Genomic DNA, 22,194 nt, shown 5'->3' with positions numbered 1-22,194 from the left:
ACTACTGTTCCAGCTCGTTGATGATCTGACTGATTTTCGCCCGCAGCCAACGGTGCATCGGATCCCCCTCCATGGTCCGGTGCCAGAGCATGAACTCACGCATCACCGGGATTTTCACCGGTGGTTGCAGGATGCGCAACGGCAGGTAGTTGGCGTAGAGCCTGGCCATGCGCTGGAGCATGGTGGCGACGCGTTGGGTGCCGACGATCAGTTGCGGCAGGGTGTTGAAGTCGTGGGTCACCACTTCCATGCGGCGGGTGAAACCGTACTGGCTCATCAGCCATTCTTCGACGCTTAACTGCCGGTTGCGGCCAAAAATCACCGAGACATGGCCCATCTCGATGTACTGATCGAGGCTGATGCTGTCGCCCACTTGGGTGTTGCCGTCCCACACCACGCAAACATGCTCTTCTTCGAACAGCAACTGCGATGGGTGGCCTTCGATGAGATAGCGCTCAGGCACGATCATCATGTCGGCCTCGCCGCGCATCAGCAGCTCGGTGGACGTGTCGCCGGGGCCGAGCAGTTCGAAAGTGATGTGCGGGGCCTCCAGGGAGATTTTCTGGATCACCCGGGCAAACAGGACGCTGATCAGATAGTCCGACGTGATCAGGCGGAAATGGCGCTTGCTGGTGGCGGGGTCGAACACCGGTTTGGCGGTGATCGAGGACTGGATCGTCAGCAGTACCTGGCGCACGGGCGCCGCCAGTTCACGGGCATAGGGCGTGGGCTGCATCTTGCGCCCGACCTGCGCCAGCAGTTCATCTTCGAAGTAGAGGCGCAGCCTGCCTAGTACGCCGCTGGTGGCGGATTGGGTCATGTGCAGGCGTTCGGCGGCGCGGGTGATGTTCTGCTCTTCCAGTAACACATCAAGCGCCACCAGGAGATTGAGATCCAAGTGGTTAAAACGCATGGCGGTCTCGATTCTTGTATTTATTTTGTAAATACCTTCCGACCTTCCTATCGCGGCGTCAAGTCCCATGAGTGGGCGAATCGAGCGACGCCTGTTCGATTTTTCACGGCACTTGGCGCGGTGCAGCCAGGTATCGCATTTGCCGATAGGTCGCATCCCGACAAGCGATTAGTCAGTGCGTTTCTGCCCCTTCAGTATCGGCCCACAGTCGGTTGGCCGTGAGGCTTTATCGACTCCAAGACCAGCCTCGGCAGCGCTCCGCCTGGCACGGCTCCCGCAAGCGGGGTGCTGGCCTGCGCTGAATAATTACAATGGAGTGGTAACTCAATGAACATCATTGGCCTTGATGCCTTGATTTTTGGCGTCGACGATATTCAAGCTTGTACTCATTGCCTGCGTGACTACGGTCTGCTGCCTGTCGATGTCGACAGCGAGGGCGGTCGTTTTGAAGCCCTCGACGGCACTGCCGTGATTATCCGTCGTGCGGACGATGCCAGTCTGCCGGCGGCCATCGGGCCTGCGCCTTCGATTCGTGAAACCGTTTACGGCGTGGCCAGCGCGGCTGATCTTGAGGCCATCGCCGATGAGCTGGGGCGTGATCGCCTGGTGACCCGCGGTGCCGAGGGTTCCGTGCACAGTGTGGACGACATGGGCTTTGCCATTGGTTTCCAGATCAGTGTGCGGCGTGCGTACAGCGCGCCGGCGGACCTGACCAATGCGCCGGGCCATGCCCCCCAGCGCCCGGTCAACCAACCGGGCATCAGCCCCGATATGCAGGCCCTGCCGCGGACCCTGTCCCACGTGGTGTATTTCGTGCCGGATGCGGCCAAGGCCGAGGCCTTTTACAAACGCCTGGGCTTCGTGACCACCGACACCTTTGTTGGCGCGGGTCCGTTCATGCGTCCCGCCGGTTCCGATGACCATCACTGTTTGTTCATGATCCAGACGCCACCGCATATGAAGGGGTGCGAGCACTTCACCTTTCACATGGGCAGCGGCACGGAAGTGCTGTTGGCCGGGCGCCGCTTCGAGCAGCAAGGCTGGACCAGCTTCTGGGGACCGGGCCGTCACCTCTTTGGCTCCAACTGGTTCTGGTACTTCAACAGCCCGCTGGGCTGCCACATCGAATACGACGCAGACATGGACAAGCACGATGACGCCTGGCAAGCGCGGCAGGCGCCATTGTCGGCGGATAACTCGCAATTGTTCCTGTTCACTTCCCGGGAAAAATGGTTCCCCAGCGGCCCGCCGCCCAAGCAGGCCTGAGTGCGAATGTCGTCCATGAGTCACGACGCCATTGTTCTCTGTCACCTGGATGACGTGGTCGAAGGGCAAGCCCGTGGGTTCGATCCCCTGGGCACGGGGAAGGACAGCGTGTTCGCCCTGCGCCATGGCGGCGAGGTGCGGGTCTATCGCAACAGTTGCCCGCACCTGGCGGTGCGGCTGGAGTACCGCAAGGACCGTTTTCTCAGTGTCGATGGCCGCCAGATCGTCTGTTACGCCCATGGTGCCCGGTTCCTTCCAGACAGTGGCCTGTGTGTCTACGGGCCTTGCCTGGGGGAACGCCTGAGTGCGCTGCAATGGCATGCAGAGGCCGATTGGCTGGTGCTCGAAGCGGGTCAGTTGGAAGCGTGTGGACCTTAGTTAACGTATCGCGGTTGCTGATACATCGTATCCCTACATGCGATTAGTCAAACGCCTGCTTTGCCGAGAAAGTGAACACAACGCGGTAGCGAATGCGTGCAGAAACAGCCGGTCGTGAAGCCTGGGAACGCTCCGGCAGAACGCTTGCGTGAATAACAAGAATAAGAGTGAAACGAGCATGAACGCAGTGGAAAAGGTGCTTATCGTCGGTGGTGGTATCGGTGGCCTGTGTGCCGCAATCGCTTTGCGTCGCAAAGGCATCGTCGTCGACCTTGTCGAGCTCAAGGCACAGTGGACCGTCTACGGCGTTGGCATCATCCAGCAGAGTAACGTCGTGCGTGAGATGGCCAAGTTGGGTGTGCTGGACGGCTACCTGGACGCCGCCTACGCGTTCGAGGATCTGACCATCAATACCACGGCTGGTGAGCAGCTGGCGCGAATCCCCGGTCAGCGCCTGGCTGGCCCCGAGTATCCGGCCAATGTCGGTATTTCGCGCCTGGCCCTGCATCAAGTCCTCAGCGAAACCACCATTGCCCTGGGCGCCTCGATTCGCCTGGGCCTGAGCGTCGAGACGCTGGAGCAGGTGGGCGAGGGCGTTGATGTGCTGTTCACCGATGGCAGTCGCGGTCGTTACGACCTGGTCGTGGGCGCCGATGGCCTGTACTCAACAATGCGCGGCTTGCTGTTCGGCGACCAGTACCCGCCGCGCTTCACCGGCCAGGCGGTGTGGCGCTACAACTTCCCGCGTGCCGCCGGGATCGATCATCTGGCCACCTTCCAGGGACCCGCCGGTAATGCCGGGCTGGTGCCGCTGGGTCGCGACCAGATGTACCTGTTCGTGACCTCCCACGAGCCCGCCAACCCGAGGATGGATGCCGCCACGCTGGCGACCCGGATGCGCCAGCGCCTGAGCGGCTTCACTGGGCTGATCGGCGAACTGCGCGAGCAAATAATCGACAGCGAACAGGTGGTCTACAAGCCGCTGGAGGTGGTGTTCGTCAGTGAGTCCTGGTACCGCGGCCGTGTCGTGTTGATTGGCGACGCAGTACACGCCACGACACCGCACCTGGGCCAGGGCGCCGGCATGGCCATTGAAGATGCCGTCGTGCTTGGCGAAGAGCTGGGCGCCGGTGGCAGCGTCGAACGGCAGCTCGAACGCTTTATGGCGCGCCGTTATGAGCGCTGCAAATTCATCAGCGAAAGCTCGGTGTTGGCCGGTGACAAGGAAATGGCCCACGACAGCGGCTTCGACCGGATCGGCCTGGTCAGGCGGATGCTCGAGGTCACGGCACAGCCCATCTGAGGCGCCGGCAAAACCGAATTCGCTCTCCCATGGATGCTTCATGCCTGTGCAGGCTTGGCCCGGTTCGACTGCGGGCGCCGTTTCACCAGAAGAGCTGACATACAACAACAATAAAGAGGGTTACTTCGATGGCTACTCGCAAGATCGCTGCGTCGCGGCGCGTCCCCTTCACCCTGACCCTTGCGGCCAGCCTGGGGCTTGGCGCCTCGGCCGCCCAGGCCTTTCAGATCGATACCGGCAACCCCGATCTCAGCTTGCGCTGGGACAACACGCTGAAGTACAGCGCGGCCTGGCGCCTGAAGGACCCCAGCAGCAAGCTCAGCGAAGGGCAGACGGCGTTGAACCAGAATGACGGCGATCACAATTTCGGCAAGGGGCTGATCTCCAATCGCCTGGATATTCTTTCCGAACTGGACATCGGTTATCACAACTTCGGTGCCCGCCTGAGCGGTGCCGCCTGGTATGACACTGTCTACCAGGACCGCAACGACAATAACGACGCGGCCAGTGCCAACCAGCGTTCGGTGGGCTTCGATGAATTCACCAGCGACACCCGTCATCTGCATGGCGGCGACGGCGAACTGCTGGATGCCTTTGTCTACTGGAACGGTGAGCTGGCCGACCGCTCCTTATCGGTTCGCGCGGGGCGCCACGGCCTGATCTGGGGTGAAAGCCTGTTCTTCGGTGGCAACGGCATTGCCGGGGCCATGGCGCCGGTGGACGTGGTCAAGGCGCAATCGGTACCCAATACCCAGTTCAAGGAAATCACCCGGCCGGTCAATCAGCTCTCGACCGCCTACCAACTGACCGACGATGTGTCATTGGGCGCCTTTTACCAGTTGGAGTGGGAGGCCACCCGCTTGCCGGGCGCCGGCAGCTATTTCTCCACCAGCGATACCATCGGTGAAGGCAATGAACGGCTGATCACTGGCGGGCCATTCCCGGATTTCCTTGGCGGTAATGCCAACAGCCCGGCCGCGTTTTTCCATGGCAAGGACAAGAAAGCCAGGAGCTCCGGCCAGGGCGGCCTGCAGCTCAAGTACAACACCGGGACGGCGGATTACGGCCTGTACGCGCTGCAGTATCACGAGAAAACGCCCACGTTGTATTTGAAACCGAATGCCACCGGGCCGAACTTCAGTACCGGGCAAGTCGGCGAATATTCCTGGGTTTACCCGGAAGACATCCGTGTCCTGGGCGCCAGTTTTGCCACAACTGTCGACGAGTACAGCTTTGCCGGTGAGGCGTCCATGCGCTGGAACATGCCGTTGGTGTCCAACGCCCAGACCGTCCTGGCGGGCGTCGATGCGGACAACAATGATGACGCCTTGTACGCCGTCGGCCGGACGGCTCACGTCAACCTCAACGTCCTGGCATCGCTGGGCCCTTCCTTCGTCGCCAATGAGGCCAGTCTGGTCGGGGAGATCGCCTGGAACCGCCTGCTGGCCGTGACCAGGAACCGCGCCGCCCTCGACCCTAACGCCACTGATGACGGCCTGGGCTTGAAGCTGGTGTACACGCCCACCTATCGCCAGTTTTTCCCTGGCGTCGATATCAGCGTGCCAGTGGGCATCAGCTACTTCCCCATGGGCAAGTCGGCGGTGATCAGCGGGTTCGGCCCCGATAGAGGAGGCGACATGAACATCGGCGTCTCCGCCACCTACCTGGACCAAGTGACCGTGGGGCTGACCTACACCCACTTCTACGGTCCCGAGGACACCAGCCTCAACGCCGCCAACCAGTTCAACTACAAGCAGTCGTTGAAGGACCGGGACTACCTGGCTTTCTCCGTCAAGACCACGTTCTAAGAGGATTCGCGCATGACCATTCAGTTCACTCTAAAGGCCTTGTGCTTAACCCTGCTGGCCGCTGCCGCGCCGATGACCCTGGCGGCCAGCGCTGAACAAGCGGCCGCGCTGGGCAAGACCCTGACACCCTTCGGTGCCGAGAAAGCCGGCAATGCCGACGGCAGCATCCCGGCCTGGGATGGCGGCTACACCAAGGTCGATCCGGCCTACATACCCGGCGGCAAGCGTGGCGATCCGTTTGCCGCGGACAAACCCTTGTACAGCATCACCGCCCAGAACCTGGCCAAGTACGCCGACAAGCTCAGCGACGGCACCAAGGAGCTGTTCAAGCGTTTCCCGGACACCTATCGCATCGATGTCTATCCGACCCGGCGCACAGCCGCCGCGCCGCAGTGGGTCTATGACAACACGCTCAAGAACGCGACCCGCGCCAAACTGGTCGACAGCAGCGCCGGCCTGATCCCCGACGGCGCCTATGGCGGGATCCCGTTTCCGATTCCACAGAACGGTACCGAAGCCATCTGGAACCACCTGCTGAACTGGCGCGGCACCTCGGTGGCGGCGCATTTTCGCCACTACCTGATGACGGCCGACGGCAACCAGGTGATGACCAGCGACGGCCTGTTGACCCAGGAGATGCCCTACTACTTCGAGGAGGGCGGTCCTGAAAACTATTCGGGCGACTACTGGCAGGTGCACTTTGTCAATTCCGGCCCGGCGATTCGTGCCGGCGAACAGATCCTGGGGCGTGAGAACATCAACGGCGAAAAATCCCAGGCCCATGTCTATCTGGCCGGTCAGCGCCGGGTGCGCACGCTGCCCAACGCCTGCTGCGATACACCGACGCCGTCCACCGCCGGGGTCATGTCCTTCGACGAACTGTTCGTGTGGCAGGGCCGTACGGACCGGTTCGACTGGAAACTGGTGGGCAAGCAGGAAATGTACGTTCCCTACAACACCAACAAGGTGCAGACCGCTGCCCAGCCGCAAGACCTGTTCGCCAAGCACCATCTGAATCCTGACTACGTGCGTTGGGAGTTGCACCGCGTCTGGGTAGTCGAGTCGACGTTGGCCGCCGGTAAGCGTCACCAGTTGCCCAAAGGCCGCTACTACCTCGACGAAGACACCTGGCAAGCCCTGCTCGGCGACCGTTGGGACGCCAGCGGTCAACTGGCCAAGACCCTCTGGTCACTGCCTTCCGTACTGCCCGACCTGCCAGGCCTGGTGCAACTGTCTGCCGGTTTTTATGACCTGACTTCGGGGGCGTGGTTTATCCAGAACGTCTACGCCGGATTGCCGGATCAGTATCACGCGGTCGATCGCTACAAGGCCTCGGAGTTCTCGCCAGCGGCGATGGCCGGTCGCGGCGTGCGTTGAGTCTGAGCTGAGCGTGAAGGGCAGGCCTGTCGGTCTGCCCTTGGGGTGCGAGTGTTTTTCCGAGGTTAGGTTATGAACAGAATCAGTCAGGCGGGCGCTGTGCTCTTGGCCCTGTATTTGCCCTTCGCCACCAGCGATTGCCTGGCAGGGCCGACTGCCGTGGGCGCGCCGTTGAGCACCCCGGCCATGCCGGTGCCGGCGGCGCAGAAGAGCGTATTGATCGATCTGGCGCGGGCCGGCACACGTCTGGTGGCGGTGGGCGAGCGCGGCCTGGTGCTGCTCTCCGATGACAACGGGCAAAGCTGGCGCCAGGCCCCGGTACCGGTTTCGGTCAGCCTGACGGCGGTGCAGTTTGTCGATGCGCGCAATGGCTGGGCAGTGGGTCACGCTGGCGTGGTATTGGTCACCCGCGATGGTGGCGAGCACTGGACGCTGCAACTCGACGGTGCGCGTGCGGCTCAGCTCGAACTGGACGCAGCCAAGGCTGACCAGGCCACCGCTGCCAACCCGGATGACGCATTGGTACGCGTACAAAGTGCCGAGCGTCTCGTTGCCGATGGCGCTGACAAACCCTTCCTGGCACTCGAATTCATCGATGCACAACACGGGCTGATCGTCGGTGCCTACGGCCTGGCGCTGTGGACCGCGGACGGCGGCGCCACGTGGCAGTCGCTGATGGGGCACATCGCCAACCCGAACGGGATGCACTTGTATGCCATCAGTCATCAGGATACGCGCTGGTTCCTGGCTGGCGAGCAGGGTTACCTGGCGCGCTCGGATGACGACGCGGTTTCGTTCAACCAGTTGGAAAGCCCCTATGAAGGCAGTTTCTTCACCTTGCAGAGCCGCGCCGATGGCGCCCTGTTGGTGGGTGGCCTGAGGGGCAATGCCTTTATCTCCAATGACGGTGGCGCCAGCTTCCAGCACCTGTCTGTCCCTCTGCCGATTTCTTTCAACGACGCCACCCGCCTGGCCGGCGGCCAAGTGCTGCTGGTCAACCAGGGGGGCGCGCTGTTTCTCAATGGTGAGCAGACCGGGGCGACGCTGCAGTCACTGGGCGAGCCCTTGGGCAAACCTGTTTCAAGTGTGATCGAGGCCGCCGATGGCAGCTTGATCGTTGCCGGTTTCACCGGGCTGCAGCGTCTTGCGCAGCCATCCACTGCCGCTTCGGAGTGAGGTTATGACGTCCCCTGGAAATTTTTCCCAGTCCCCCGCGAATGCGTTCGAAGACTTTGATCCGCGTTCCGGTTCGGTGCTCGAGCGAGCCCTGTTCAACCATCGCCTGTGGGTGTTGCTGCTGTGCCTGGCGACCACGCTGGTGCTGGGTTGGCAGTCCAGTCGTGTCGAGCTCAATGCCAGTTTCGAAAAAATGATTCCTACCCATCAGCCCTATATCGCCAACTACCTTGAGCACCAGAAGGAACTGAGCGGGCTGGGTAACTCGGTGCGCATCGCGGTGGTCAACAAGCGGGGCGACATCTACGACAGCGCCTACCTCAAGACCCTGCAGGCGTTGAGCGACAAGATCTATCTGCTGCCCGGTGTCGACCGTGCGTACATGAAGTCGCTCTGGACACCGGCCACGCGCTGGGTGGCGGTGACCGAAGCGGGCCTGGACGGTGGGCCGGTCATTCCGGATAACTACGATGGCGGCGCTGCGAGCCTGGCGGCATTGCGGCGCAATGTGCAACTGTCCAACGAAATCGGCCAGTTGGTGGCGTTCGACCAGGCCTCGAGCATCATCCAGGTACCGCTGCTGCAGCGCACCCCCGATGGCCAGCCGTTGGACTACACCCGGCTGTCGCAACAACTCGAATCGCTGCGCAGCCAGTACCAGAGCGACAGCATCGACATTCGTATCACCGGTTTCGCCAAGAAAGTCGGTGACCTGATCGCCGGCCTGCGGCAGATCCTGGTGTTCTTTGCCGTGGCGATCCTGATCACCGCCGTGGTGCTCTACTGGTACACCCGCTGCATTCGCAGCACCTTGCTGGTGGTGTTCTGCTCGCTGGTGGCGGTGGTCTGGCAGCTCGGCCTGCTGCCGCTGTTGGGCTATCAACTGGACCCCTATTCGGTGCTGGTGCCGTTCCTGGTGTTTGCCATTGGCATGAGCCATGGCGCCCAGAAGATGAACGGCATCATGCAGGACATCGGTCGTGGCATGCACCGTGTGGTCGCCGCACGCTTCACCTTCCGCCGCCTGTTTCTCGCCGGTCTCACCGCGCTGCTGTGTGATGCGGTCGGCTTTGCGGTGCTGATGATCATCAAGATCCAGGTGATCCAGGACCTGGCGATGATCGCCAGTATCGGTGTGGCCGTGCTGATCTTCACCAATTTGATCCTGCTGCCGGTCCTGCTCTCCTACGTGGGCGTCAGCCGCCGTGCCGCGCGACTGAGCCTGAAAAGCGAGCACGCTGAACAGGCCGGTCAGAGTCGCCATGGGTTCTGGCGCTTTCTCGACTTGTTCACCCAGCGGCGCTGGGCGGCGTTGTGCATCGCCCTGAGCCTGGCACTGGCGACGCTCGGCTTCATCGTCAGTCTGCAATTGAAGGTTGGGGATCTGGACGCAGGCGCGCCCGAGCTGCGGGCGGACTCGCGCTACAACCAGGATGACGCGTTCCTGACCCGTCATTACGGCGCCAGCAGCGATCTGTTCGCGGTCATGATCAAGACGCCAGCCAGCGCCTGTTCGCGCTACGACATCCTGCGCAAGGTCGACGCGCTCGACTGGCAGTTGCGCACCTTGCCTGGGGTCGATTCGACCAACTCGCTGGCGCTGCTCAACCGCCGGATGCTGGTGGGTCTGAGCGAAGGCAGCCCGAAGTGGTATGAGCTGCAGAACAACCAGGCGATGCTCAACATGGTCACCGCTGGGGCGCCGCGCGGGTTGTACAACGAAGACTGCAGCCTGCTGACGCTGTACGTCTACCTCTCCGACCACAAGGCGCAAACCCTGAGTCGCCTGGTGGATCACGTCGAGCAATTCGCCGCGGCGAACAATACCGACGACGTCCAGTTCCTGCTGGCTGCGGGCAATGCCGGGATCGAGGCCGCGACCAACATCGTCGTCAAGCAGGCCAACCGCGAAATGCTGTTCTGGGTCTACGGCGCCGTGATCCTGCTCTGCCTGATCACCTTCCGCTCCTGGCGCGCCACGATCTGTGCGGTGATCCCGCTGATGCTCACATCGATCCTCTGTGAGGCGCTGATGGTCTGGCTGAACATCGGCGTCAAGGTTGCGACCCTGCCGGTGATCGCCCTCGGCGTGGGCATCGGCGTCGACTACGCGCTGTACGTGATGAGCATCCTGCTCGGTCATATGCGCCAGGGCACCAGCCTGTCGCAGGCGTACTACCGGGCACTGCTGTCCACCGGCAAGGTGGTGATGCTGACCGGTGTGACCCTGGCGATCGGCGTGGCCACGTGGATGTTTTCGCCGATCAAGTTCCAGGCCGACATGGGCGTGCTGCTGGCCTTCATGTTCGTCTGGAACATGGTCGGTGCGCTGGTGCTGTTGCCGGCCCTGGCTCACTTCCTGTTGCCGAGCAAACGTGTCAGCACGGGGCAGGCCGAGGCCATACCCAACCACCCGACGAGCCTGCCGCTGATGCCGGCCGTAGCCGAGGAGGGGGCCTGCGTGAAGCACTCGCTGCGCCTGGCTTCGGGACACGATCAAACGACAACCGCCGCCAATCCCGTCGCCTCATAACAACAAGAAAGGACTTTCCCATGCCTCGCGTATCGCTGTTCCAGCAGTCTTTATGGATTGACCTTATCGCCGGCCTGAGTGCCTTCGGCATGGCGTTCTGCGCGGCCCAACCCGCGGAGGTGCACGATGAGCGTTGAGCGCCAGGCAGGTTTGCCACAGTCGTTGTTGCTGCTACTCGGCAGTTGCCTGCCGGTGCTCGGTGCGGTGCTGCTGGCTCCCATCCTGCCGCGTATGCAGGAGCACTTCGCCGACACGCCGGGTGTGGCCGTGCTGGTGCCCATTGCCCTGACGCTACCGGCATTGATGATTGCGCTGTTGGCACCCGTGGCCGGGATCATCGCCGACCGACTGGGGCGCAAGCCGTTGCTGATCGGTGCGATGTTTCTCTACACCGTCTGTGGGGTGCTGCCGCTATGGCTGGAGTCGCTAGAGGTCATCGTGATCAGCCGCGCCGGCATCGGTGTGGCCGAAGCGGCGATCATGACCTGCTGCACCACGATGATGGGCGACTACTACAGCGGTGCGCGGCGTGAGCGCATGTTCGCCCTGCAAATGGTTGCGACCTCGTTGTCGGCGGCGATTTTCATTGCCGTCGGTGGTGTGCTCGGCGAGCACGGCTGGCGCACGCCGTTTGCCCTGTATGGGCTGGGGCTGGTGTTTCTGCCGCTGATGGTCTGGTTGCTGTGGGAGCCGCGGGCGCAGGTCGTCACCGCGCCAACCGCGGCAGGCAGGGCATTCCCCTGGCGCCCCCTGGCACCGTTGTATGCCCTGGCATTCCTGGCGGGCTTGAGCCTGTTCATCGTGCCGGTACAAGTCGGTTACCTGCTCAACCTGCTGCATGTCGAAGGTTCGCAGCAGATCGGCATGACCATGGGCGCCAGTCAGTTTGGCGTCCTGGTCGGCGCCCTGAGTTTTCGTCTGTTGCGTGGTGTCCCTGCGCACCGGCAGATGCTCCTGGCCTTCGTCGCGGCCGGTATCGGTGGCGCTCTGCTGGCGGTGGCCGACAGTCATGGGCTGGTGGTGATCGCCGTCCTGGTCAACGGCCTGGGCATCGGTCTGATGATGCCGACCCTGCTCACCTGGATCATGAGCCAGGTCGACTTCCAGCAACGCGGCCGCGCCGCCGGCGGCTTCACGGCGATGTTCTTTGCCGGTGAGTTCGCCAGCCCGCTGGTGGTGCTGGCGATCACCGGGGGAATGATCAGCGCTTTGCCCTCCGCACTGGGAATCGTCGCGGGCGTTCAACTCTTGGTGGCCCTGGCCTGCATTCGGTTGCGTGGCCGCAGGTCAGCTTTTCCCGCTGCGGTGGCCGCAGACGCTGATCGCTGATCTGCCCATTCGACGCTTCATCAAAATAAGAAAACCGAGGAGAACATCATGAGCTATTTGCTCAACACCTGGTACATCGCTGGATGGGCTGACGAGCTGGAGCAAGGTGGGATGCTTGGCAGAACCATCGTCGAGCAACCCATCGTGTTCTTTCGCAATAGCCAGGGGGCGATCCAGGCGCTCGCCGATCGTTGCCCGCACCGTTTTGCCCCGCTGCACATGGGCAAGATTGTCGGCGACAGCGTTCAGTGTCCGTACCACGGCTTGCGTTTCGATGGCAGTGGCCAATGTACGCACAACCCCCATGGCGATGGGAGTATCCCCAAGGCTGCCTGTGTCCGCGCGTTCGCGGTTGCTGAGCGCCATGGCGCGATCTGGGTCTGGCCTGGCGATCCGAGCTTGGCCAACGATGCGCTGATTCCTGATTTCTCCTTCTTCGAGCAGGCGCCAACCGATGCCAAAGGCCATGGGTATTTGCCTACGCGCGCGCACTACGAGCTACTGGCCGACAACATCATGGACTTGAGCCACGTTGATTTCCTGCACCCCGATACGCTCGGTGGCGGGGCGTTGTCACGCACCCGCGCCACCATCGAGGAGTTGCCCAACGATCGCGTGCGCATCAGCTGGTGGGCGCCTGATGATGTACCGCCACCGGCTTTTGGCGCCCACCTGGAAGATCCGAGCCGGGCGGACGTCTGGGCCGAGGTCATCTGGCACGCCCCCGGCCTGATGCTGCTGGGCAGTGGTGCCACGCCTCCAGGGCGCCCCAGGGAAGAGGGGCCCGTCACGTGGAACCTGCATCTGATGACACCGCAGGACGCGACCAATACCCATTACTTCTTTGCCAACACGCGCAGTTTCGAGCAGGACAATGCGCAGCTGAATGCCTTCGTCCAGGAGATGTTGATCGGTATTTTCGCCGGTGAAGACAAGCCCATGGTCGAGGCTCAACAGCGTCAGATTGGCGAGGTCGAGCTGCTTGGCCTTAACCCGGTGCTGCTGCCAGTCGACGCTGGGGCTGTGCGTTGCCGACGTGTCCTGCGTCGGTTGATCGCCGCTGAACAGCCAATGGGTAGCCAGTGATGATCGATGTCGTTGTGACCCGCAAGCGCCCCGAAGCCGAAGGCATCTACAGCTTTGAACTGGCCCCGGCCGAGCATTCCATCCTGCCGGCTTTCAGCGCCGGCTCGCATATCGACGTGCACCTGCCCAATGGCATGGTGCGCCAGTACTCGCTGTGCAATCACCCCGAAGAACGCCACCGCTACCTGCTGGGCGTGTTGCTCGACCCGGCGTCTCGCGGCGGCTCGCAGGCCATGCACGAACACGTGCACGAAGGCAGCCGGCTGCGCATCAGCGAGCCACGCAACCTGTTCCCGCTGGAGCATGCGGCCGGGTACAGCGTGCTGTTCGCAGGCGGCATCGGCATTACGCCGATCCTCTGCATGGCCGAGCGCCTGGCGCGGATCGGCGCGCCTTTCGAGCTGCACTACTGCGGTCGCTCGGCCGGACGCATGGCCTTTATCGAGTACATCTGCCATTCGGCGTTTGCCCATTGCGTGCACGTTCATGTGGACGATGGTGAGGATGCTCAGCGTCTGGACAGTGCTCGGGTCTTGTCCGCGCCGGCGAGTGACCGTCACCTGTATGTCTGTGGCCCTACTGGCTTCATGGAGCACGTGCTCGGCACGGCGCGCGAGCGGGGCTGGGCCGAGGCGCAACTGCACCGTGAGTACTTTACCGCCGCTGTCCCGACGGGTGAGGCGGGCAGCTTCGAGGTGCAACTGGCCAGCACGGGACAGTGTCTCCAGGTGCCGGCCGCGCTCAGCGTTGCCCAGGTGCTGCTGGAGGCGGGGATCGATATTCCGTTGTCCTGCGAGCAGGGCATCTGTGGCACCTGCCTCACGCGCGTGCTGGAAGGCGAGCCGGACCATCGCGACATGTTCTTGACCGATGCCGAGCGAGCCCGCAACGACCAGTTCACGCCCTGTTGCTCGCGTGCCAGGAGTGCGCGGCTGGTGCTCGATCTTTAAGGTTTTTCCATGAATCCATTTTTACCTGCTGCTGTGCTTCGCCAATTGATTGAGGAGTCGAACATGCAACAACTTCCTGGTTTCAAACGCGTGGTCACCGGGCACGATGCCCAGGGCCAGGCGGTGGTCGCGCTCAGCGGCCCGACGCCCAACAGCTTCGCGCTCAAGGCCGTACCCGGCACGGTCTTCCATGAGATCTGGAACAGTGGCGCCAGCCCGGCCGTGCTGGACAACGGCGACGACCCCACCTGCAAACCGCTTCAGTTGAGTCCTGCACCGCTGGGCAGTGTCATCCGCGTGGTGGATATTCCGCCTGACAGCGTGCAGAACCAGGTCAGCGCCGAGGATGCGGCGGCGGCCTTCGCCGAAATAGGCCAGGCCCATGCCGGCACGGGGCAGGCTGATTCCAGGCACAAGCTGATGCACCGCACCGAAACCCTCGATTACGGTGTGGTCACCGAGGGTGAGGTCTGGCTGGTGCTCGATGGCGAAGAGGTGCATCTCAAACGCGGTGACATCGTCGTGCAGCGCGGCACCAACCACGCCTGGAGCAATCGCACCGAGCAGATGGCCCGCATGCTCTTCGTGCTGCTCGATGGCCGCTTCGCGCCCGGGCTGCAAGGAGAACAGGCATGAAGCTCAGTACTCTCAAGAATCACAACCGCGACGGTTGCCTGCTGGTGGTGTCCCGCGACCTGGCCTGGGCGGTGGATGCCAGTGATATTGCCGCGACGCTGCAGGATGCCATCGATCATTGGTCCAGCGTCGAGGCCGCTTTGCGCGTGCGGTATGAGGCCTTGAATGAGGGCACCCAGGCCGGTGCCTTTGCCTTCGATCCAGCGCAGGCCGCTGCACCCTTGCCGCGTGCCTGGCAGTGGTTGGATGCCTCGTCGTTCCTCAGCCACGGGGAGCGGATGCAGAAGGCGTTTGCGCTTGATCCGATCGAAGGCGTTGAACACACCCCGCTGATGTACCAGGGCTGTGGCGATGATTTCCTGGGCCCCCACGACGACATCGTTCTACCGAGTGAGGCCCACGGCATCGACTTTGAAGGCGAGTACGCGGTGTTGGTCGATGACGTGCCCATGGGCTGCTCGGCAGAACAGGCCGCCAGTCATATTCGGCTCATTCTGCAAGTCAACGATATCAGCCTGCGTGCGCTCGCCCCCCGTGAAATGAAGACCGGCTTCGGTTTTATCCAAGCCAAATCCTCGTCCAGTTTTGCCCCGGTGGCGGTCACCCCCGACGAATTGGGCGAGGCCTGGCGCGATGGGCGTGTGCACTTGCCGCTGAAGGTTGAATGGAATGGCAAGTGGTTTGGCCATGCCCATGGCGGCGCCATGCATTTCGGTTTTCATCAGTTGATTGCCCACGCGGCATTGACCCGGCGCCTCAGGGCGGGCTGCCTGATCGGTTCTGGCACCGTCTCCAATGCCGATCCCACGGTGGGCGCTGCCTGCATCGCCGAACGTCGTGCCGTGGAGATGATCGAGCAGGGCGCGCCACAGACACCCTTCATGCGCTTCGGTGATCGCGTGCGCATGGAAGTCTTCGACCCACAAGGGCAGTCGGTCTTCGGAGCGATAGACCAGCGTGTCGTGCACGGAGGCCTCCCATGCGCGTGATGATTACCGGGGCCAATGGTTTTGTCGGCCGGGCGCTGGTGAAACGATTGCTCGAAACCAATGAGTTACAAGGCCGGTCGATCAGCGCGTTGATCCTGCTGGATAAAGAGTTGGTGGGCTTTGCTGACGATAAGCGCCTGCGCCGGCATTGCGGCAGTGTGACCGACGCCGCGTTATTGCGCCGCGCGTTGGCCGATGGCATTGATGTGGTTTTTCACTTGGTCAGCGTCCCGGGTGGCGCGGCGGAGCAGCACTATTGGCTGGGCTATCAGGTCAACCTGTTGGCAAGCTTGGAATTGCTTGACCAGTTGCGCGAACAGCCGGGTCGGCCGGTGCTGGTGTATGCCAGCAGCGTGGCGGTGTACGGCGGCGATCTGCCGACCCGCATGGATGAGCGTGCGGTGCCGAGCCCGCAGCTGAGTTACGGTGCGCACAAGGTGATGGTGGAAATGGCGCTCAACGACCTTGCCCGACGAGGCGAGGTGGACGGTCGTGCCGTGCGCCTGCCCGGCATTGTCGCCCGTCCACGTGAACCCAATGGACTGCGTTCGGCGTTCATGAGCGACCTGCTGCACGCCGTCGCCGAGGGCCAGCCATATTGCTGCCCGGTCTCGCCGCAGGCGCAGGCATGGTGGATGTCCGTGCGGTGTTGCGTGGATAACCTGCTACGGGCCGCCGAACTGCCGGCTGCCGAGCTCGGTGAGTCACGCGTCTGGCAATTGCCGCTGTTGCACCTGTCCATTGCCCAGGTCATCGATGCCTTGGCCGCGGCCTATGGCCAGGAACGTCGCGGGTTGATCAGCTTCGCTCCGGATGCTGGGCTGCAAGCGTTGTTCGGCAATTTTCCAGCGATGAAAACCCCTCTGGCCCGCGCCCTTGGCTTTCGCCATGACGGCTCGGCAGCCGCCTTGATTCGTAACAGCTTGAACACGGCTACCCCGACGCGTCGTGCGCGTGGGCGGGTGGCGCTTGGAGTGAGCGAAAATGCAATCAACTAAACGCCGCCTGGTGGACCTGTCCGTTACCCTGGACAACAACCCTTACACCGATCCACCGCCGTTGCTGCCGAAAATCGACTACATGGACCATCAGCAAGGCTGGCCGGAGATGGCCGCGATGTTTCCTGGCCTGTCCAAGGCGCAACTGCCCGGCGACGAGTCCTGGGCGGCTGAGCGCCTGCAGATCACGACGCACAGCGGTACGCATATGGACGCCCCTTGGCACTACGCCTCGACCACGGACGGTGGCAAGCCGGCTTTCGGCATCGACGAACTGCCGCTGGACTGGTGCCTGCAACCGGGCGTGAAGCTGGACTTTCGTCATTTGCCGGATGGCCATGTGGTCAGCGCCGCCGAAGTGCAGGCTGAGCTGGCACGCATCGAACACGTCCTCCAGCCGTTGGACATTGTCCTGGTCAACACCCGCGCCGGGGCGCTGTTTGGCCAGCCTGGGTATCTGGATGCCGGGGTCGGCATCGGCCGCGAGGCCACGTTGTATCTGCTCGAGCGCGGCGTGCGCGTGGTCGGCACCGATGCCTGGAGCTGGGATGCGCCGTTCAAGTACACGCGCGAACGCTTCGCCGCCACGGGCGACGCCTCGATCATCTGGGAAGGGCACAAGGCCGGACGTGACATCGGCTACGGCCAGATGGAGAAACTGGCCAACCTGGAATGCCTGCCGGCCCATGGTTTCCAGGTGTCCTGTTTCCCCTACAAGATCAGGCACGCTTCGGCTGGTTTCGTCCGTGCCGTAGCGATTTTCGAGGAATGAGCGTGACTGCGGACGCTGCTTTGACGATTGTCGATCCCCGCTGGACATTGTTTGTGCGGGTCGCGGCGGCTGGAAGTCTCAGTAAAGCGGCTGTTTTACTGGATATGCCGCAGTCCATGGTCAGTCGAAACATTGCTCAGCTCGAATCGCAATGTGGCGAGCGGCTGTTTCATCGTACCGGCCGTGGGGTGCTCCTGACTGAGTTTGGAGAGCAGTTGCTGCCTTGCGTATCGAGTCTTCTCGTGGACGCCGAAGGCCTGGCCGATGACATTCGTACCCGGCGTGGAAAACCGGTGGGGGAGGTAGTCGTAGGGATGCTGCCTTCGGCGGTCCGGCGGTTTGCCGGTACGCTTTTCGCGGCGGTACAAGCACAGATGCCGGGTGTGAGATTGCACCTGATCGAGGGCGCGAGTGCGCAACTCGAAGAGCAGTTGCAGGATGGTCGTCTGGATATGGCGCTGGTCCTGCGCGAGAACGAAGCCAGCATCGGCGAGGCGTATCTACTGGCCAGGCTGGCGCTGCATTTGATAGGGCCCGCCTGTGATCCGCTCCTTGCCGAGCGAGACATTGCGTTGAAGCGGCTATCCGGATTGCCACTGGTAGTCCCGGGGCGTCCCCATCTGTTAAGGGCCAGGCTCGATCATCTGGCCGCCGAACAGTGCGTGGAGTTGTGTGTTGCCGTGGAAGCCGACTCCGTCCAGCTCCAGTACGAAGTCGTCGCGGCTGGCGGAGGTTATGCGATTGCCTCTGTGCTGCCGGGCTCGCTGGATCAACGACTGATTTCATCGCGCATTATCGAGCCCGTGCTGGAGCGCTTTGTCGTGCTGGTCGAGTCGCCCCGTCGCCCCTTGACCCGTGCTTCCCGTGAAGTGCGACGGCTGATTTGCAATCTGTCCATGCCATCGATTTGAGCGATAGCTGCTTTGCATCCCCAGCAGTATTCGGTGGGGGGCGCGCCTCGTAGGGTGTCAGTCAATCAATGATTGATACCCGATTGCGAGGTTAGCGCTATGCATCACGCCCAAGAGCCCCAAGTCATTACCCCGACGCTTTTTCTCAGCGACGCCGATGTTGCCTCGCTCGCCGACTGGAGCACAGCCGTTGCCGCGCTCGCCGAGGCGTATGCCTGCCCCACGTCGGATGCCATGGTGCCGCCTCGCTCCATGGCCCGCGGCGACGGTATCTGGTTGCGCAGTTTGACTGCTGTACCTCCCGCTGGCGGCCATATGGGCTGCAAGTTGATCGCGGCCTCCATGCGGGCGCGCTGCGCCAGCTATCTGATCGCATTGTTCGACCAGCAAACCATGGCGCTCAGTGCCCTGATCGACGGCAATCGGGTGACGGGCTTGCGCACCGCTGCAACCGCTGCGCTGGCGGTTGATCTGCTGGCGCCTCAACGAGCGCTGCGGGTGGGGGTGATTGGTGCCGGGTTTGAAGCGCGTGGCGCGCTTGACTGCCTCAAGGCCGTGCGCGATGTCGCCCGTGTCCGGGTGTTCAGTCCAACGCCCGCGAGCCGCGAGCGGTTTGCCGAAAGCTTCAGGCCGGGGCTGGATATCCAAGCGGTGAACACTGCGCAAGAAGCCGTGCAGGACTGCGATGTGGTGATCTGTGCCGCACGCAGTCGTGACGAGTCTCCAGTGTTGCAAGGGGCATGGCTTTGCGCAGGCGTGACGGTCGTGTCGTTGGGTTCCACCTTGCCTGAGCAACGGGAGGTTGACCCGGTCACGATGGAGCGAGCCGTCTGCATCGTCGCGGATATGCCGCAAGAGGTACTTCACGATACCGGCGACGCCATTGCTGCGATCAGCGCCGGTGTTTATGTCGCCGACAAACTGGTCGCGCTGTCGGATCTGGTCGCGGGTCGCGTCAATCCGCGCCAGAAAGAAACCGACATCGTTCTCTACAAATCGGTTGGCTCGGCGCTGCAGGATGTCGTCATCGCACAAGCGTTGTACGAGCGCGCCAGGCAACAAGGCCTCGGCATCGAGCTGCCTGCCAGCATTGTCCCTGTCTCGAAATAACCCCTCCACTGTTCGAAGGAAAATCATCATGGCCACTTACAAGAAAGCTGATGCCCGCGCCTGGGCCCGTGAAAACCTGGTGGGCTGCTCGGCTGTCACCATCCCAAGCTTCAGTGCTGATCTGAAGCGTCTCAATGAGCGTGGCATACGCCACGACATCGAGCATACGGTTGGACTGGGTTACAGCAGCACATTGCTGTGCAGTGAACTGGCGATCTCTGCCCAGGAAAACGCTCAATTCACCGCCTGGGCGCGTGAGTCGGGGAAAGACCTGATCCTGTTCTTCCACGCGGCTTTTGGCACGCTTGCCGAGAACATCGAGGCGGTGAAACTCGCTGAGAATGCCGGCGCCGACATCGTCCTGCTCTCCTACCCGCCGCAGTTCTGGCCGACCAGCGAGCAGGAAATCTACGACTACACCAAGTCGTTCTGCGATGCCACGGACCTGGCTGTCATGCTCTTCCCGATTCCGCTCTGGGGCTTTGAGCGCGTGCATCCGGCGGGTATGTCGTTGGAGTTGGTCCGTCGTCTTCTGGCCGATTGCCCGAATATCGCCGCCATCAAGTCCGAGCAAGGGTTTCCGTTGCCAGCGGGCATTTGCGAGATGTACTACCACTTCCGTGATCAGGTGGTGATCAGTTGCCCGATCGAAGCTGACGCAATCCCGTTGATGAGCCTGATGAAACTGCAGTTTTCCGGCACCAGCAACACCGCCTGGATGAGCGACTACTACCCGAAAGCTTTCGAACTGGCCCGCACGGGTCGCTTCGAAGAAGCGATGGAGCTGTATTGGAAGGTCAACCCGGCACGCAGTGCCAATGGCGCCGCCGCGCAAAGCTATGCCGGCGGCACCGGGGTGCTCAATCGCACGATGTGGAAATACCAGGACTGGCTTGCTGGCTTCAACGGCGGCCCGCTGCGTGCCCCGGCGATGCGCGTGCCGGATCGCCTCATGAAGTCTTTGCGCCAAGGGCTGGTTGCGGCGGGCCTGCCGGTGACTTCGGACCCGGATAGCGCGTTCATGATCGGGCGTCACCCTTGCTGATTAAGAGGATTGCAAAGTGAAGCATTTACTTAAGGATCCGACGCTGTGGCGCACGGGTGCCTACATCGCCGGCGAGTGGCTGAACGAGACGCCGCACGGTCGGTACACGCTGCGTAATCCGGTGGATCAAGCGGTGCTGGCCGAGTTGCCACGCTGCCGCGAAACTGAAGTTCGGCACGCCATCGATGCCGCGCATGCGGCCTTCGGTCCATGGCGACGCTTGACGGCTAAACGCCGGGGCGAGGTGTTGCGCCGTTGGTATGAGTTGATGGTTGAGCATCGGGAGGATATCGCCACGCTGATTACCCTGGAGGAGGGCAAGCCGCTGGAGGAGGCGCGGGGCGAGGTCGATTACGCTGCGTCGTTTGTGCGCTGGTTTTCCGAAGAAGCCACGCGGGTGCGCGGTGATTTGATTCCCGGCGTAAAGGACACTCAGCGCATTGTGGTACTGCGCGAACCCATCGGCGTTTGCGCCGCGATCACGCCCTGGAACTTCCCCGCGGCCATGATCACGCGCAAGGCCGCTCCGGCGCTGGCGGCGGGCTGCACGATGGTCGTGAAACCGGCCAGCCAGACGCCCATGACCGCCCTGGCCCTCGCTGAACTTGCGCAGCGCGCGGGTGTGCCGGCTGGTGTGTTCAGTGTGATCACGGGGAATGACACCCGAGACATTGCCGGTGAACTCACGGCCAACCCGTTGGTGCGCAAACTCACCTTCACCGGGTCCACGGAAGTGGGCCGGCTGCTGTTGGCGCAAGCGGCGCAGACGGTCAAGAAATGCTCCATGGAGCTGGGCGGCAACGCGCCGTTCATTGTCTTCGACGATGCCGATCTTGATGCGGCAGCCGATGGGGTGATGTTGGCCAAGTTTCGCAATGGTGGGCAATCCTGCATCGGCGCGAACCGGGTGCTGGTGCAGTCAGGGGTCTATGACGCACTGGCCGAACGTATCGTCGAGCGCATGGCGCGCTTGAAGGTGGGCAATGGTCTGGAGCCGGGTGTACAGGTCGGGCCGTTGATCGATGACGCAGCGGTAGGAAAATCCCAGGCCCTTGTTGATGATGCACTGGCGCAAGGTGCTCGACTGCTGTCCGGCGGCAAGCCTCATGCGCTGGGTGGGTGTTTCTTCCAGCCCACCTTGTTGGCTGATGTGACTCATGAAATGCGGGTCGCTCGCGAAGAGATCTTCGGCCCGGTCATGCCACTGGTGCGTTTCGACAGTGACGACGAAGCCATTGCCATGGCCAATGACAGCGAGTTTGGCTTGGCGGCGTATCTGTACAGCCGTGACGCGGCCCGCATCTGGCGCAATGCCGCTCGCATCGAATCGGGCATGGTGGGCATCAACTGTGGCTTGATTTCAAATGAAGTCGCACCTTTCGGCGGCGTGAAGCAGAGCGGTCTGGGGCGAGAGGGATCTCACCTGGGGATCGACGAGTTCCTTGAGGTGAAATACCTCTGCTGGGATGGCCTGGAAAGCGTGTGAACCGCTATCGCGAGCAAGCTCGCTCCCACATGGTTTTGTGGGTGTTCACCGCACCTGGACACAACACAAAAACCTGTGGGAGCGAGCTTGCTCGCGAAAGCGTCGGCACATCCAACATCACCGCCAAC

At 62.4% G+C, this 22,194-nt stretch carries 19 protein-coding genes; 18 read left to right on the top strand and 1 reads right to left on the bottom strand.

Annotated features, from left to right (window positions below; genetic code table 11):
- Position 1 precedes the first annotated feature (1 nt).
- Positions 2-913, bottom strand: coding sequence for a LysR family transcriptional regulator (locus AB4Z20_RS05510; RefSeq protein ID WP_253473635.1), 912 nt, complete (start codon positions 911-913; stop codon positions 2-4).
- A 327-nt stretch (positions 914-1,240) separates the two neighbouring features.
- Here AB4Z20_RS05510 and AB4Z20_RS05505 point away from each other — a divergent pair, with 327 nt between their 5' ends.
- The 18 genes from AB4Z20_RS05505 to AB4Z20_RS05420 all read left to right on the top strand — a co-directional run bounded on the left by AB4Z20_RS05505 (position 1,241) and on the right by AB4Z20_RS05420 (position 22,066).
- Positions 1,241-2,179, top strand: coding sequence for a VOC family protein (locus AB4Z20_RS05505; RefSeq protein WP_253473638.1), 939 nt, complete (start codon positions 1,241-1,243; stop codon positions 2,177-2,179).
- A gap of 15 nt (positions 2,180-2,194) precedes the next feature.
- Positions 2,195-2,557, top strand: coding sequence for a Rieske (2Fe-2S) protein (locus tag AB4Z20_RS05500; protein WP_442089573.1), 363 nt, complete (start codon positions 2,195-2,197; stop codon positions 2,555-2,557).
- A gap of 178 nt (positions 2,558-2,735) precedes the next feature.
- Entirely contained in the window at positions 2,736-3,860 is a 1,125-nt protein-coding gene (locus AB4Z20_RS05495; RefSeq protein WP_258690904.1) for an FAD-dependent oxidoreductase, read from the top strand.
- A 128-nt stretch (positions 3,861-3,988) separates the two neighbouring features.
- Complete coding sequence (locus tag AB4Z20_RS05490) at positions 3,989-5,668, top strand: DUF1302 domain-containing protein (RefSeq protein WP_024618264.1); 1,680 nt, start codon at positions 3,989-3,991, stop codon at positions 5,666-5,668.
- 12 nt (positions 5,669-5,680) lie between these two features.
- Positions 5,681-7,045, top strand: coding sequence for a DUF1329 domain-containing protein (locus tag AB4Z20_RS05485; protein WP_214509231.1), 1,365 nt, complete (start codon positions 5,681-5,683; stop codon positions 7,043-7,045).
- Between the two features lie 72 nt (positions 7,046-7,117).
- Positions 7,118-8,221 (top strand): WD40/YVTN/BNR-like repeat-containing protein, encoded by a 1,104-nt coding sequence (locus AB4Z20_RS05480; protein WP_258690905.1) that lies wholly within the window; start codon positions 7,118-7,120, stop codon positions 8,219-8,221.
- A gap of 4 nt (positions 8,222-8,225) precedes the next feature.
- Positions 8,226-10,754, top strand: a complete 2,529-nt coding sequence (locus AB4Z20_RS05475; RefSeq protein WP_258690906.1) for an efflux RND transporter permease subunit — start codon at positions 8,226-8,228, stop codon at positions 10,752-10,754.
- Positions 10,755-10,880: 126 nt separating this feature from the next.
- Positions 10,881-12,083 (top strand): MFS transporter, encoded by a 1,203-nt coding sequence (locus tag AB4Z20_RS05470; RefSeq protein ID WP_442089480.1) that lies wholly within the window; start codon positions 10,881-10,883, stop codon positions 12,081-12,083.
- A gap of 48 nt (positions 12,084-12,131) precedes the next feature.
- Positions 12,132-13,169, top strand: a complete 1,038-nt coding sequence (locus AB4Z20_RS05465; protein ID WP_253473653.1) for an aromatic ring-hydroxylating dioxygenase subunit alpha — start codon at positions 12,132-12,134, stop codon at positions 13,167-13,169.
- A complete protein-coding gene (locus tag AB4Z20_RS05460; protein ID WP_442089479.1) occupies positions 13,169-14,119 on the top strand; it encodes a PDR/VanB family oxidoreductase in 951 nt (316 codons plus the stop codon). The genes AB4Z20_RS05465 and AB4Z20_RS05460 overlap by 1 nt, the downstream gene beginning before the upstream one ends.
- Before the next feature lie 63 nt (positions 14,120-14,182).
- Entirely contained in the window at positions 14,183-14,755 is a 573-nt protein-coding gene (locus tag AB4Z20_RS05455; protein ID WP_258690909.1) for a cupin domain-containing protein, read from the top strand.
- Complete coding sequence (locus tag AB4Z20_RS05450) at positions 14,752-15,744, top strand: fumarylacetoacetate hydrolase family protein (RefSeq protein WP_258690910.1); 993 nt, start codon at positions 14,752-14,754, stop codon at positions 15,742-15,744. Before AB4Z20_RS05455 ends, AB4Z20_RS05450 begins: the two co-directional genes overlap by 4 nt.
- A complete protein-coding gene (locus tag AB4Z20_RS05445) occupies positions 15,735-16,742 on the top strand; it encodes an NAD-dependent epimerase/dehydratase family protein (protein ID WP_442089478.1) in 1,008 nt (335 codons plus the stop codon). The genes AB4Z20_RS05450 and AB4Z20_RS05445 overlap by 10 nt, the downstream gene beginning before the upstream one ends.
- Positions 16,729-17,514 (top strand): cyclase family protein, encoded by a 786-nt coding sequence (locus AB4Z20_RS05440; protein WP_079304120.1) that lies wholly within the window; start codon positions 16,729-16,731, stop codon positions 17,512-17,514. Before AB4Z20_RS05445 ends, AB4Z20_RS05440 begins: the two co-directional genes overlap by 14 nt.
- Positions 17,511-18,425: a LysR substrate-binding domain-containing protein gene (locus AB4Z20_RS05435; protein ID WP_442089477.1), complete on the top strand. Its 915-nt coding sequence runs from the start codon at positions 17,511-17,513 to the stop codon at positions 18,423-18,425. The genes AB4Z20_RS05440 and AB4Z20_RS05435 overlap by 4 nt, the downstream gene beginning before the upstream one ends.
- A 99-nt stretch (positions 18,426-18,524) precedes the next feature.
- Positions 18,525-19,535, top strand: a complete 1,011-nt coding sequence (locus AB4Z20_RS05430; protein WP_253473670.1) for an ornithine cyclodeaminase family protein — start codon at positions 18,525-18,527, stop codon at positions 19,533-19,535.
- Positions 19,536-19,563: 28 nt separating this feature from the next.
- Positions 19,564-20,580: a dihydrodipicolinate synthase family protein gene (locus AB4Z20_RS05425; protein ID WP_046062817.1), complete on the top strand. Its 1,017-nt coding sequence runs from the start codon at positions 19,564-19,566 to the stop codon at positions 20,578-20,580.
- Positions 20,581-20,596: 16 nt separating this feature from the next.
- Complete coding sequence (locus AB4Z20_RS05420; protein ID WP_258690915.1) at positions 20,597-22,066, top strand: NAD-dependent succinate-semialdehyde dehydrogenase; 1,470 nt, start codon at positions 20,597-20,599, stop codon at positions 22,064-22,066.
- The last annotated feature ends 128 nt before the right edge of the window (positions 22,067-22,194 follow it).

The sequence above is a fragment of the Pseudomonas sp. KB_12 genome (assembly GCF_052114545.1).
Taxonomy (GTDB): Bacteria; Pseudomonadota; Gammaproteobacteria; order Pseudomonadales; family Pseudomonadaceae; genus Aquipseudomonas; species Aquipseudomonas brassicacearum.
Note: the sequence above shows the minus strand (reverse complement) of the source record. Positions and strands in the feature narration are given on the sequence as shown.